Here is a 14,459-nt window from a genome sequence, read left to right as displayed (position 1 = left end):
GAGACATGCTATGAAACACACTGAAATTGATAAATTAATTACCGACTTTCCTTTGGTCAAAAAGCTTATCAATTTAGAGGAGGTCACTTGGTTTAACCCGTTATCGACCACATTGGCAGAGGGATTGCCATATGTTGGATTAACGCCGTGGGATGTGGCGGATGCCGAGGCACGGTTGCAACGCTTTGCGCCCTATCTGTGTCAGGCATTCCCTGAAACACAAAAAACCCACGGTATTATTGAATCTGATATCGTGGCGATTCCCACCATGAAAGAGACGTTGCAACAGCGATACGGCGTTGAAATTAGCGGTCGACTGCTATTAAAAAAAGATAGCCACCTGCCGATTTCTGGTTCGATTAAAGCGCGTGGCGGCATTTATGAAGTGTTAACCCATGCTGAAAAGTTGGCGCTACAGGCTGGGTTATTGGCCGAAACCGATGATTACAGCAAACTGTTCTCAGATGATTTCCGCCAATTTTTCAGCCAGTACAGTATTGCGGTGGGGTCTACCGGTAATCTGGGGATGTCGATTGGCATCATGAGTGCCAAGCTGGGGTTCAGTGTCAGCGTGCATATGTCTGCCGATGCGCGTGAATGGAAAAAACGCAAACTGCGGGAACACGGTGTAAATGTAGTTGAGTATGCACAGGACTACGGCGTGGCGGTGGCACAAGGGCGCAAAGAGGCAGAATCTGATCCGAATTGCTTCTTTATCGACGATGAGAACTCGCCAACACTCTTTTTGGGCTACTCGGTGGCAGGCAGCCGGCTGAAAAAACAGTTTGCCGAGCAGCAGATTGTGGTTGATGAAAACCATCCGCTGTTCGTTTATCTGCCTTGTGGGGTTGGTGGTGGCCCTGGCGGGGTTGCTTTCGGCCTGAAGCTAGCGTTTGGTGACCATGTGCACTGCATTTTTGCCGAACCGAGTCATTCGCCGTGCATGCTATTAGGTGTCTATACTGGCCGGCATGATGGTATCTCCGTGCAGGATATTGGTATCGACAACATCACCGCCGCAGATGGTTTGGCGGTAGGGCGGGCATCAGGATTTGTTGGCCGCGCTATGGAACATTTACTGGACGGTTTCTATACCTTAAGTGATGCTGAGATGTACGATCTGCTCGGCTTGCTAAATCGCGATGAAGGTATTCAGTTGGAGCCTTCGGCACTGGCTGGAATGCCGGGTGCGGCGCGGGTAAATCAGTGTTCTGACTATTTAAGTAATAACCACTTTAGTGCTGAGAAAATGCAGAATGCGACCCATCTGGTTTGGGCTACCGGCGGTGGGATGGTACCTGCCGAAGAGATGAAAAAGTATCTCGCAACAGCAAAGATTTGATTTCATGAGATGATAACAATATAAAAACGGGGTAAATGATTACCCCGTTTTTATATGGGGGATTATGTTATCGGCTGGGCGTCGCCAGCGATGGGAGATAGATCAACATCGTTGCCGCCTTCTTACATCATAAAAGCAATTTGATCATGATAGCTCTCAGGGATCTGTTTGGTCGGTTATTGCGTTGCGGTAATGTGTGGTGCGACATCTTTATATCTATATTATTGATAGGGGAATTTAACTAAATCATCGCGCCATGGCGGATGAAAAGGTAAAGGGATGTCGCAATGGAAAGAATGGCGTTAGCTGCCGGTGGTGTCGCTGCTCAAAAATCGCCCGGTAGAATTATGCTCGCGGGCGGCGCGCTTGGCGTGGTTTTCGGCGATATCGGTACCAGCCCTCTCTATACACTGAAAACCGTCCTGTTGCTGTCAGGAAATAACCCGACACCTGCAGTGATAATGGGTTTGTTATCACTGATTATCTGGACACTTATTCTGGTTACCTCGGTAAAGTATGCCGTTTTCGCCATGCGTATTGATAACAATGGTGAAGGGGGCATTATGGCCTTAATGTCGCTGTTGGTACGTAAGGGGAAGGGGAACAAGTGGGTTATTTTTTCTGCTTTACTCGGAGCGGCATTAATTTACGGTGATGGTGCCATTACGCCAGCGATATCTGTACTCTCAGCCCTTGAAGGTCTGAAAATTGTTCTCCCAGACGCTCAACCCTATATTTTACCTGTGACAGTTATTATTTTGGTTGCGTTATTTGCTCTTCAGCCTTTTGGTACCGCAAAAATAGGCAAAGTTTTTGGCCCCATTATGGCACTGTGGTTTTTCGCTATTGCGGGGCTGGGAATATGGGGGATAGTTCAACACCCAGCAGTGTTGCTGGCTATTAATCCATACTATGGCATCAAGTTCTTGTTTTCCCATGGCTTTGCCAGCTTTCTGGTATTAGGCGGTATTTTCCTGTGTGTCACGGGGGCGGAAGCCTTATATGCGGACATGGGGCATTTTGGTAAAAAACCTATCTGGATGGCGTGGTTCGGTTTGGTTTTTCCCAGCCTGTTACTTAATTATGCCGGTCAGTCGGCGCTGATTTTAGCCGGTGCTGATATTTCACATAATATCTTCTTCCGCTTGTGCCCGCCGATAATGCAACTTCCGTTGGTGATTCTGGCGACACTCGCGACCATTATTGCCAGTCAGGCGATTATTACCGGCGCGTTTTCCATGACTCGCCAAGCGATTCAATTAGGGTGGCTACCTCGTTTGCGGATTAAGCAGACAGCCGCTGAGAGCTACGGGCAAATTTATATTGGCACGATCAATTGGCTATTAATGATAGTGACTATATTTCTGGCTGTATTCTTTAAATCCTCTGAAAACCTGGCCGCAGCTTACGGTATTGCAGTGTCGTTAACGATGTTGATGACGTCTGGTTTGTTATTTGTCGCTATGCGCAAGATATGGCGTTGGAATTTACCAACCAGTATGTTAGTGGCGGGGGGATTTCTGATTATCGATACCAGCTTTTTAATCGCTAATCTCATCAAAGTGTTGGACGGCGGTTATATCCCGCTGCTGCTGGCGACCGTGGTCTGTACAGTGATGTTGGTATGGCACCGAGGGGTTAAAGCAACCTCACTCGCTATCAGCGAGAAAGTGGTGGGAAGCGATGAATTCTTTAGTAAAATCCGCGATAAAAATATCCCTCGAGTATCGGGTTCTGCGGTGTTTTTGACCCGCACTCAGAATGAGATTCCCCCAGTCATGCGCTGGCATGTGGCCCGTAATCGCGCCCTACAGCAGAAGGTGTTATCACTGACGATCACTATTTTGAATGTTCCACGGGCGGAGGCGGCAGAGCGGCTGGTGATGACCGAGCAAGCGCCAGATTATTGGCGCGGAACGGCACAATACGGTTTTATGGAGCGGCCGCATATACCGGCATTATTACAACGTATTGCCGATATGGATTGTCAGTTTGAGCTGGATGATGTGACCTATTATTTAGGCCATGAAACCATTGTGGGCCGTGAAGATGGCAGGGGATTACCGGCATGGCAACGAAGCAGCTTTGCTTTTATGGTCAGAAATTGCACTCATGTGACTGATTACTATCATTTACCCAGCGATCAGGTGGTAGAGATTAGCCGGCGGGTCGCTATCTAGCCAATTAAAAGCCGCCAGCGTAAAATTTTCCACTGGCGGCTGAGTATGTTACTGCGGTTTAACGTTTAGCCCTTACTGCCCCGGGCGGCAATAATCGTATCGGCGACATTACGTGGTGCTTCAGCATAGTGCTTGAACTCCATGGTATAGGTGGCACGGCCTTGCGACATGGAACGCAGCACGGTGGAGTAACCGAACATTTCGGATAACGGCACTTCTGCGCGGATAATCTTCCCGCCGCCAATCATCTCTTCCATGCCTTGTACCAAGCCACGGCGAGAAGAAAGGTCACCCATCACGTTACCGGCGTACTCTTCCGGTGTTTCTACTTCCACACTCATCACCGGTTCCAGAATCACTGGTGACGCCTGTTTGACCGCTTCTTTAAAACCAAAGATGGCGGCCATTTTAAACGCCAGTTCCGATGAATCCACTTCGTGATAGGAACCGAAAGTCAGTGTTACTTTCACATCCACTACCGGATAACCGGCCAATACACCGGTATTGGTGGCTTCGAGTACACCTTTCTCTACCGCACCGATATATTCACGCGGGACCACACCGCCTTTAGTTGCATCAACAAACGCAAAGCCGCTGCCCGCTTCCTGCGGTTCGAGGGTAAAGACCACATGGCCATATTGCCCCTTACCGCCAGACTGCCGCACAAATTTGCCTTCGACGTCAGTCACGGTTTTACGCACAGTTTCACGGTAGGTCACCTGTGGTTTACCGATATTGGCTTCCACACCGAACTCACGTTTCATCCGATCGACAATTATCTCCAGATGTAGCTCGCCCATACCGGAAATAATAGTCTGGCCTGATTCCTCGTCAGTACGGATACGGAACGACGGATCTTCTGATGCCAACCGTTGCAATGCGATCCCCATTTTCTCCTGATCGACTTTGGTCTTCGGTTCAATCGCTTGCGAAATCACTGGTTCGGGGAACTCCATCCGTACCAAGGTAATCACGGCATCCGGGTCACATAACGTCTCGCCGGTGGTGACATCTTTCAAACCGACACAGGCCGCAATATCACCGGCGCAGATTTCATCGACTTCAATGCGGTTGTTGGCATGCATCTGAACAATACGGCCAATACGCTCTTTCTTGCCGCGAATCGGGTTATAAACGCTATCACCTTTTCGCAACACACCGGAGTAAACCCGCACGAATGTTAACTGGCCGACGTAGGGGTCAGTCATCAGTTTAAATGCAAGTGCCGAGAATTTTTCATTATCATCGGCGCGGCGACTGACTTCATTGCCCTCTTCATCAGTGCCACTGACCGGTGGGATATCGACCGGTGACGGCATTAGTTCAACCACCGCATCCAGCATCCGCTGCACACCCTTGTTTTTAAAGGCACTGCCGCACATCATGGGCTGTATTTCGCCCGCAATGGTACGGATACGCAAACCTTGGGTGACCTCTTCCAGCGTCAGGTCACCGGTCTCCAGATACTCGGTCATTAGCGCCTCAGAGGCTTCAGCCGCTTCAGCGACCATCTTTTCGCGCCACTCATTGGCGGTTGCCAGCAAGTTTTCCGGGATCGGGGCGTAACTGAATGTCATACCCTGAGAGGCTTCATCCCAGATAATGGCCCGCATCAAACGAAGATCTACCACACCGATAAAGTGCTCTTCACTGCCGATCGGAATCACAATCGGCACTGGATTGGCCTTCAGGCGGTCAATCATCATCTGCCTAACGCGGAAGAAATCAGCACCTGGGCGGTCCATCTTATTGACGAAAGCCAATCGTGGCACGCGGTATTTGTTGGCCTGACGCCAGACCGTTTCTGATTGTGGCTGTACGCCACCTACCGCGTCATACACCATGACTGCACCGTCGAGTACCCGCATGGAGCGTTCCACCTCAATGGTGAAATCCACGTGCCCGGGGGTGTCGATAATATTAATACGGTGTTCCGGTAAGGTACGGTCCATACCTTTCCAGAAGCAGGTCACGGCAGCCGATGTAATGGTAATGCCACGTTCCTGCTCCTGAGCCATCCAGTCAGTTGTCGCGCCACCATCATGTACTTCACCCAGCTTATGACTGACGCCGGTGTAGAACAGAATACGCTCAGTGGTGGTTGTTTTACCGGCGTCGATGTGGGCGGAGATACCGATGTTGCGATAGCGCTCGATAGGAGTTTTACGTGCCATATTAAGTCCTTAAAAGATAATGGCAATTTCGGGGCGGGCGGTTTGCTGCTCTGCCGGGAAGTTGTTAAGTTATGATCTTGGTTGATCAATCGGTCGAGAGCAGTATAGTCCAATTGTACGAATATACACGTACAATTTGATTATTTGTTCTTAAAATATGCAATAATGGCGGCGTACAACGGCTGAGGTAGCTTTCAGCATGGCATGAGAATTAATTGTAGGGTCGAGATGGCGTATAGGCTATATTGCGGCGCGCTAAGCTGTGTAGCGGTAGCCAAACCAGGCGTGCTGGCCTGTCACTTATCTATAGGAATACTATGATTGCAAATCACCCTGAGCGTGAGCAGATCCGGCTGGAAAATGTGCTGACGGCTTTAGGTAATCCGCTGCGGTTAGCGGTAGTACGTAGGTTGGCGGCTGGTGGGGAGCATGCATGTGGCACCTTAGTGCAAGGGTTGTCTAAATCCACCCTGACCCATCATTGGCGCGTATTACGGGAAAGCGGTGTTATCTGGCAGCGGCCTTGCGGGCGCGAGAGTTTGCTATCACTGCGACGCGATGATATTGATGCCCGTTTCCCCGGTTTATTGGATGTGTTGTTGAGCGCGGTGGAGAATGATGCAACCACCGATGAATCAACGGCGAAGCATCTGCCGGAGTGAGTTGAGGGCGACAGTGGCTATTTGCCGCCCTTAGTCAAAAGGTTAAATCTCTTGGGCGTGCGCCAAAACAAAATCTTCCGCTTCTTTCGACCACAAACCGTCGGTTTTACGCAAAATAGCCTGGAGTTGCTGTAATAACGGCAGCTCTTGTGATTGACTCATCAACTCACTTAATGATGTCAGCGGGATATTTTTACCGGTATAGACCAATTTCTTACCACCAATAATCTGCGGTAGATTTAAGGTGGTCTCTGCCGCGTCATTTAAACCCAGAATATGGGAGACCACTTTGCCGGCATTCACCTTCTTCGCTTCAATTAATTTTACTGCTTCGCGCATATCATCGGTATTACCGCCAGAGGTACCGACATAATGGGTAAATGAATAATGGATATCGTAGAAATTAACCGATGCCATAAAATTCTTATCCTGCGGGCCGGCAAAGAAATTAAAGCAGCCGTCCGGTGCCAATAAGCTTGAAGCCAGGGTGACTAATTCTGCGGAGGGTACGAAGACAAATATATCGTCGTAGCCTTTTCCGCCAGTCAAAGCCATTAAACGTTCAAACTGATCCTCTGTTTGTTTGGTATTGAGATAATGTACTGCTGTTGATGATTCGCTCGGATACAGGCGGGCGGCATAATCTAGTTTTTGCTGGTGACGGTCAGTTATCACCAGTAATTGTGGATTGACTGGCCCGTGCAGCGCGTAATCAATGGCCAATAATCCCATCGGACCAGTACCGCCGAGAATTAGCACATTCCCACCAGGTTTTATGCCCATCTTATGCTGGTATGTGCCGGGAATAAGATGGTAATTGGCGTTAAATGCGCCGATAACACAAGAAAGCGGTTCTACCAAGGATCCTTCGAAATAGCTTTCACCTTCATAAGGCAGCAGACAGTCTTGTTCCATCACCTCATTAGGGATAACCACATGGGTGGCTTCGCCGCCGACATAAGGGAATGAATAGCCTGGGCAGTCAGGGCGGTCGGGTAATTGCAAGTTGGCTTGAATCACATAACGGCTGCCGGGTTTAAATTTATGCTGCCATTTTTTACCCACTTGTAAAATATCGCCGCAAAATTCATGGCCGATAATAATCGGATTTTCTGCCACATTATCCGGCACCTTTTTATGCTCAGCCCCCAGATTGGCCTCTTTCCACGAAGAAAGACAAATACTGTCGGTCACTACCGTGGCCAGAATTTCATCATCATTTATTTCCGGTAAGGTGAAGCTTTCCAGTCGTAGGTCATTCTTACCATATAAACGCAATGCTTTGGTCTTCATTTGGAACCACCTCAATCATTTTTAAATATAAAAAAACAGCAGATCGAATAAAAAATCTCCCCGGCATAAATCAGGAAAGAATGCCAAGCCATGAGCCTAAAATACCAAGGCCAAACAAGGAGAAGATAAGCCAGATAGGGTTAATTTTACGTTTGAGTAATCGCATCATTAACAGGGTTAGTGCCAGTGCCAACAGGCCGGGACAGAGCTGATCCAGAATGTTTTGCACCGTCATGGTTACCGTGCTGCCGTCCTGTGCCGGTGTTTTCGAAATCACCAGTGGCACATTGATGCTGGTCCATTTGGTGACCAAAACCCCCATGATAAACAGGCCCAGAATGGACGCGCCTTCCGTCAGCTTTTGTAGCAGATTGCCGCCAAGGTCTTTGACGATATTGACCCCCTTGGTAAAGCCGTATTGCAGGCCGAACCATTTCAATGCCAGACGAACAGAGTTGAAGGATAAGAAGAACAGTATCGGGCCTAGTACATTGCCATTTAGCGCCAGCGAGGCCCCCAAGGCTGCGGTGATTGGGCGTAAGGTTCCCCAGATCAATGGGTCACCGACTCCGGCCAATGGCCCCATTAGCCCGACTTTCAGACTATTAATTGCCCCTTCATCAATGTCGGCCCCATTGGCTCGCGCTTCTTCCATCGCCGCCGTCACCCCGATAACCGGGCCACAGACGGCGGGAGTGGTGTTGAAGAACACTAAATGACGTTTTAAGGCAGCAACCTGATCTTCTTTCAGTGGGTACAAACGCTTGATTGCGGGCACCATGTCATAGCAAAAACCTAAGCCGTGGATACGTTCATAGTTAAAAGAGGCTTGTTGTAAGTTACTGCGTAAGAACATTTTAAACAGATCAGAGCGAGTTAATTGTTTGTGAGGTGTGCTCATTTCAGCGTCTCCTAATCTTCTAATTCATCAAGTTTGGCGTGGCTGGCTGACGTCGCAGGAGCCGCCGGTTTCTGATACAGAGGATTTAACTGGATATATAGCAAGGCAATAATCAGGCCGATGCCACCGAAGGCGAGCAGGCTGAAACCAAGGTAGCCACCGACAATAAAACCGAGGAAGAAGAAGGGCATAAGGTATTTCACGCCCATCATGTTGAGTACCATGGCATAACCGACCACCACAATAAATCCGCCCGCGATTTGTAACCCATGGGTGACTACGGTTGGAATCGCGCTGAGCATGTGACTGACGGTATCGGCACTGACAAAGATGGATACGATCAAAACCGGTATCGCCACGCGCAGAGCCTGAACCAGTAGGGCTGAGACATGCATTAAGTCGATCATGGCAAAGTTGGCTTTTTCTGCGGCCCTATCTGCTGCGTGCTGGAAAACCACGGTAATGGTACGGGCGAACACTGTCAGCACCTGACCGGCTGCCGCCACGGGTAGGGCGATAGCAATCCCGGTGGCAATGTTTTGATGGCCGACAATCACCAGAATGGTTGAGATAATACTGGCGAGGGCGGAATCGGGGGATTGCGCCGCACCGACGTTCATCCACCCGAGGGCGATCAATTCCAAGGTACCGCCGAGAATCACGCCGGTGGTCATATCACCGAGGATCAGGCCAGTAATGGTACAGGCGATTAATGGCCGATGAGTTTGAAATTCATCCAGCACACTGCCCATACCGGCGATGCATGAGAAAATAAAGATTAAGATTATCTGTACTAAACTTATTTCCATGGTGGACCCCTTTCGGCAATATACTCCTATTAACCCTGGCCACTATCGCCATGGATTATCATTAAATAGTTTCATTGCCCAGGTTGAGTAAGCGGATTTAAATGTTTAATAAAACCTGAGTTATTATTTGTCGGTTGTGTTAAATGTCGTTATTTAGACTCCAGTTCACGTATTTTTTAATCACATCTACCTGAGGGTCGGAAGTGACTACCCGTAAATCCAAATGTACGCCACGTTCAGCTAATGCATAAAAGGCTTTAATATCCTCCTGGTCAACTGATACTGCTTTAGTTAATTGCCTTTTACCTTGTTTAAATGCCATGCCACCAATATTAATAACTTCAATCTTCACGCCTTGATCCACCAGGCGCAAAACATCGGTCGGATTGGTAAATAAATAAAAAACCGTATCATTACTGTAATTAGGATTGTGGTAAACCGCGACGGCTTTTTCTATATTAACCACGTTTACTTTTATTCCCGGAGGTGCTGCCTGTTTTAATAACGTTTTACGAATATCATCGTTATAGACTTCGTCGCTACAGATAATAATCCGCCCAGCTTTGGCCTCTTTCGCCCATACCGTGGTGACCTGACCGTGAATCAGCCGGTCGTCAATTCTTGCCAGATTGATTTTCATATAAAGTCGGCCTCTTCTTCTTCGACATTCTGTAAGTGATGGAATGACTGCACACACTGCGCGCCGATTTCCAGTAAGTAATCAGCCAGTTCTCTTACTGCCATCGAGTGCTGGTTATCGGCAATCTCCAGTGCCAGTGGTAGTGATAACCCACTGATAACTTGAATGTTGTGATTGTTGAATGCCAACCGTGCGGCAGCGTTGTATGGGCTGCCACCTTGCAAATCAACCGCAATCAGCCAAGAGCAACTGTCACTATGTGCCATCACATCCTGCATTTTTGTCACTAAATCTTCGGCATTTTCACCACGGTTAAATAACAGCGGGGTAATATTTTGTGTTTCGCCATACACCATATTGACGGAGTTAAGCATTGAAACCGCTAAATCACCATGAGCACAAAAAATGACACTAACCATCATACCTCCTGTTTAGCCTCGGGTTTTACCACCGGCAATGTTGTAGGTAACGCCGGTAATATAGCTGGCACGTTCGGATAATAAGTAAGTCACAAAATCAGCCACTTCTGATAGTTTTCCAGCCCGGCCAATTGGAATGGCATTCTTGGTATAACCGTCACGTAACTGCTCAACTGTTATATTACGGGTGTAGGCCAGTGCTTCTTCATAATCCAGGGTGCGCAAACCGGTTTTCTCCAAAATACCCGGCGCGACGCCCACCACACGAATACCGTATTTTCCCAGTTCTTTGGCCCAGGAGCGGGTAAAACTATATAGTGCGGCTTTAGTTGCGGCATAACAGCTTTGTCCTTCAGAGCCTTCTAATCCACTTTCCGACGTGAGATTAATAATGACACCGCGTTTGTTCTCAACCATATTGCGTGCCACGGCTTGTGACATCAGATACACCCCTTTCTGATTCACATTTACCATTTTTTCAAATTCGTTATCTTTCAGCTCATATTGGCTGTGGCTCTGTTTCGGATCGACCAGCAGACGGGGGAGATTAATCCCGGCATTATTAACTAATGCATCAATATGCCCATGTTGGGTTAGAATATTATCAATTGCAGTCTGTACACTGCTACGGTCTGAAATATCCAATTGAATAAAACTCAGCTGTGGATTATTTTTAATGTCACCGTCAAGTTTATTAACATCGGCTAATTGCACCTTGGCACCTGCCGCCAGTAACTCTTCCACAATAGCGTAGCCAATCCCTGATGCACCACCGGTTACAATGACAACTTTATCTTTTAAATTAAGCCAATCGTTCATAGAATTTCCCTGCTGTTCTGAATTTTGCTAATACTCAGCCATACACCCTAAGGCGCAATTAATTGAGTTTTTTGATATAAAGAGGAAAAGTTAATCATGACTGACAGTAAACTTTTCCTCATGGTATTTCTTTAGCTGAACTTTATGCCGTTAGTTTGAGTATCTCCTCGGCAGTTTCTTTCGTGGTCACCAGACTATTAATATACTTTCCTTTAATTGCTCCGATGATCCCGCTGATTTTTTCATGGGAATGCGCAATACCGATGGAATAACGGGCTTTTTTAATTTTCTCTAAGTCGATAGTGATCGTCTTATCGCTAATGTAGGTTTCCACCGGGTTGCCCTGCAAATCGTAAAAACGCGAACAAATATCGCCAGCAACCTGTCGGTCATTAAAGTGATCAATAACATCACTGCCATAAAAAGCGCGCCAGGTGGAATTCCCCGAGATATTGGGTGAACCAATACCGAATATAGCGATATCCAGCCGCTGCCAATAGTCAGCGATAGCCTGATAATGCTGAGATTGCACAATGCCATCACGGATAACACTTTTCTCCAGAATTGCCGGGAAATCGATCAACAATGACTCGCCTTTTAATTTCATTGCGGCGCTATAAACCAGGGTATTCACATGATAACGGCTTTCCAGTTTACCTGAGGGGCCACCCACCATCGGGATACAGGTTAACTGACGCGATACCGGTGATATATCCATTTGCTCAATCAGGGTGGCAATCGCACTGCCCCAAGAGAAGCCGAGGATATCGCCATTTTCAATAATTCGGTTTAACAATGCGGCACACTGTTTTGCCATTAATATCAACTGATGTTCTGGCGATTGATCATGTTCTGAAGAGACGACAATCGCCTCACGTAATTTAAAACGCGACTTCAACTGCTGTTCCAGTAACAGATTCTCGTTATAGTTATAATTGATTGAAATAGTAACAATGCCCTGTTCGCGTACTTTTTTTAGCATTCGGCTGATACTGGTGCGATAAATACCGAGCGCGCGTGCTATCTCCGCTTGCGTGAAGTTTTGCTCGTAATACATTTGTGCAATTTTCACCATCAGGCGCAGATCGTCGCTCTTTTCCATTTTCAACCTCTTGCACATTTGTGCAAATGTCATTAAGTTATCTATGGCTTGATATAATCACTTTCCATTTTTGAAGTCAAAAGCACAATATAACGAATAACTCTCAATATCTTCCATAAAAAACCAATTCAAGCGCTATTACCCACTTTAGTTATCGCACAGATGTGCATTCATATTTAATGAATTGATTTATATTAAATAAATTGAAATAGGGTTTTTGTGTGCCGCAACGATCTTGACGACAAAATTTGGATTGTGATCACATTTTTATTTTGTGTGATATGGTTGGTTTTGCACATATGTGCAAAATGGCGCGGTTATAGCACTAACCCCGGTAATACTTATCCGAGGTTAGTCAGGGAAAGGGACTAATTCAGTAACGGTTTGTAGTGATGGGGCTGGCGCATGGTGACCAGATCTTTACGGCGCACGACATTGGTTGGGTAGGGGCTGCCGGCGAGAGACGCGGTATTAATGGTTTGTGTTACGGCTTGCGTTTCTTGCCACAGCAGCCGCTCAAGACGTGGGAAAGTGAAGGTTTCCGGCCCGAATATTCCGCTATATCCTCCTTGCTGATTGAGGTCATCGACAGCATTGGCAAAGGCCAAATAAAGATTATTTTCCCCCGCGCGGGTTCTGAATAAGTGCCAGTGTAGCGGGTCGGCTCCCATTGGAATCGGATAATTTTGCACCACGACACTGCCCGCATGCGCAGCAGTGAACCCCGCAGGAAGTGCGGCGGAACAGGCGATAATATCGCATCCCATCAGGGCCAAAATACGCGCTGATTCGGGCAACAGTGCATCATGGCCCAGTAGCAATCCGACCCTTCCGAGCGCAGTATCAAATACGCACCAGTGCTCCCCAGCGCTAGCCCACGCTTGATGTGCTCGAGACAGATGTATTTGCCGATAGGTGCCAATGACCCCCTCCGGCCCCAACAGAATCTGGGTGTTGTAGCACTTATCTTGCTGTTTTTCGGCCATTCCTACTACCAGATATACCCGTAACTTTATAGCCAGACGAGCCAGCGCCTGCACCGCGGGACTTTCTGATGTTTGGGCCTGAACCGCACCCGCGAGATAACCGGTCAGGGATAACTCCGGGAACACGATAAGCTCACTGCCTTGCTGTAACACCGCCTCTTCTGTCAGGGCGGTAATTGCTGCCAAATTATCCTCCACCCGTTCTGTTGGGGAGAACTGCGCTACCGTGATCCGGCTCTGCTTACCGGGCGGCAACGGCCGTTGCCCGTAAAGCCCAAAGAAATCCTGTGGGTTCCACAAAAAACTGTCACTTAATAGCGCGTGATAATAGTCAGGGCGGCGCTGGTCAAACACTAACTCGCCTAACACTTGACGCTGACGGCTACGGCTGATGTCAATTTCGGCATAAGCAATCCCATCGCCGCCATCCACCACCGCAGCAATGTTGCCATCAGGCTCAATGATGCAACTGCCACCGCTAAATTGCACGCCGCGCTCTAATCCCCAGCGGTTGCTTTCCAACAGATAGCAGCCATTTTCCATGGCCCGGCTGATCCAGTAAGGGGCCGGAGTGCGCTCTGCCAGCCAGTTGCTGATATGGCAAATGACATCAACGCCATCCAGTGCCAGCAGACGGGCCGTTTCGGGAAAATGAATATCCATACACACCAGCATGCCAATACGTCCCAGCGGTGTATCAAACACTTGATGCCCGACGTCACCCGCAGCAGCCCATTTAGGCTCTGAAATATAGGGGTGGCTTTTGCGATGGCAGCCAATCACCCCCTGCGGCCCGATGAGTACTGCACTGTTGTAATACAGCGCTGTTTGCGGATCCACTTCTGGCATCCCTAAGACGATATAGCATTGATAACGCTGCGCCAGTTGCGCAAAGCGAGCGGTGCTCTCACCGGGGACGGTTTCGACCATGGGCGCAATCTCTTGTCGATCAAACCAACAGTAACCGGTGGTCGCCATTTCTGGCGTGGTAATCAGACGAGCACCTTTCTGTGCCGCCTGTTCTACCAATGCCAGTAACTGACGCAAATTCGCTTCTTTGGCAAACATTAAGGGTTCAAATTGAATTGCGGCTGCAAGAAAAGGCGTTATCGACATGATGATCCTCATAAAT

General features: G+C 48.2%; 12 protein-coding genes. 3 read left to right on the top strand and 9 right to left on the bottom strand.

What is annotated here, in order from left to right:
* Nucleotides 1-10 precede the first annotated feature (10 nt).
* Together A6J66_012320 and A6J66_012315 are read left to right on the top strand one after the other, a co-directional pair.
* The gene (locus A6J66_012320) at nucleotides 11-1,342 is read left to right on the top strand and encodes a D-serine ammonia-lyase (protein PNM24899.1); all 1,332 of its coding nucleotides are present in this window, start codon (nucleotides 11-13) and stop codon (nucleotides 1,340-1,342) included.
* A gap of 296 nt (nucleotides 1,343-1,638) precedes the next feature.
* Nucleotides 1,639-3,522: a potassium transporter Kup gene (locus tag A6J66_012315; protein PNM26991.1), complete on the top strand. Its 1,884-nt coding sequence runs from the start codon at nucleotides 1,639-1,641 to the stop codon at nucleotides 3,520-3,522.
* 65 nt (nucleotides 3,523-3,587) lie between these two features.
* Here the strand turns inward: A6J66_012315 and fusA are convergent, their stop codons facing one another.
* The gene (gene fusA, locus A6J66_012310) at nucleotides 3,588-5,696 is read right to left on the bottom strand and encodes an elongation factor G (GenBank protein ID PNM24898.1); all 2,109 of its coding nucleotides are present in this window, start codon (nucleotides 5,694-5,696) and stop codon (nucleotides 3,588-3,590) included.
* A 317-nt stretch (nucleotides 5,697-6,013) separates the two neighbouring features.
* On the opposite strand from fusA, the gene A6J66_012305 reads away from it, so the two are divergent.
* Nucleotides 6,014-6,358: a transcriptional regulator gene (locus A6J66_012305; GenBank protein PNM24897.1), complete on the top strand. Its 345-nt coding sequence runs from the start codon at nucleotides 6,014-6,016 to the stop codon at nucleotides 6,356-6,358.
* 42 nt (nucleotides 6,359-6,400) lie between these two features.
* Here A6J66_012305 and A6J66_012300 read toward each other — a convergent pair whose 3' ends face one another.
* The 8 genes from A6J66_012300 to A6J66_012265 all read right to left on the bottom strand — a co-directional run bounded on the left by A6J66_012300 (nucleotide 6,401) and on the right by A6J66_012265 (nucleotide 14,443).
* Complete coding sequence (locus A6J66_012300; protein PNM24896.1) at nucleotides 6,401-7,651, bottom strand: L-sorbose 1-phosphate reductase; 1,251 nt, start codon at nucleotides 7,649-7,651, stop codon at nucleotides 6,401-6,403.
* 70 nt (nucleotides 7,652-7,721) lie between these two features.
* Nucleotides 7,722-8,552: a PTS mannose transporter subunit IID gene (locus A6J66_012295; protein ID PNM24895.1), complete on the bottom strand. Its 831-nt coding sequence runs from the start codon at nucleotides 8,550-8,552 to the stop codon at nucleotides 7,722-7,724.
* A gap of 11 nt (nucleotides 8,553-8,563) precedes the next feature.
* Entirely contained in the window at nucleotides 8,564-9,391 is an 828-nt protein-coding gene (locus A6J66_012290) for a PTS mannose/fructose/sorbose transporter subunit IIC (protein ID PNM24894.1), read from the bottom strand.
* A gap of 109 nt (nucleotides 9,392-9,500) precedes the next feature.
* Nucleotides 9,501-10,001 (bottom strand): PTS fructose transporter subunit IIB, encoded by a 501-nt coding sequence (locus A6J66_012285; GenBank protein ID PNM24893.1) that lies wholly within the window; start codon nucleotides 9,999-10,001, stop codon nucleotides 9,501-9,503.
* Entirely contained in the window at nucleotides 9,998-10,420 is a 423-nt protein-coding gene (locus tag A6J66_012280) for a PTS sorbose transporter subunit IIA (GenBank protein PNM24892.1), read from the bottom strand. Before A6J66_012280 ends, A6J66_012285 begins: the two co-directional genes overlap by 4 nt.
* Nucleotides 10,421-10,432: 12 nt before the next feature.
* Complete coding sequence (locus tag A6J66_012275) at nucleotides 10,433-11,239, bottom strand: SDR family NAD(P)-dependent oxidoreductase (GenBank protein ID PNM24891.1); 807 nt, start codon at nucleotides 11,237-11,239, stop codon at nucleotides 10,433-10,435.
* Between the two features lie 142 nt (nucleotides 11,240-11,381).
* Nucleotides 11,382-12,341: a sugar-binding transcriptional regulator gene (locus A6J66_012270; protein ID PNM24890.1), complete on the bottom strand. Its 960-nt coding sequence runs from the start codon at nucleotides 12,339-12,341 to the stop codon at nucleotides 11,382-11,384.
* A 368-nt stretch (nucleotides 12,342-12,709) separates the two neighbouring features.
* A complete protein-coding gene (locus A6J66_012265; protein PNM24889.1) occupies nucleotides 12,710-14,443 on the bottom strand; it encodes an amidohydrolase in 1,734 nt (577 codons plus the stop codon).
* Nucleotides 14,444-14,459: the final 16 nt, after the last annotated feature.

It is taken from the genome of Yersinia enterocolitica, assembly GCA_002082245.2.
Taxonomy (GTDB): domain Bacteria; phylum Pseudomonadota; class Gammaproteobacteria; order Enterobacterales; family Enterobacteriaceae; genus Yersinia; species Yersinia enterocolitica_E.
Note: the sequence above shows the minus strand (reverse complement) of the source record. Positions and strands in the feature narration are given on the sequence as shown.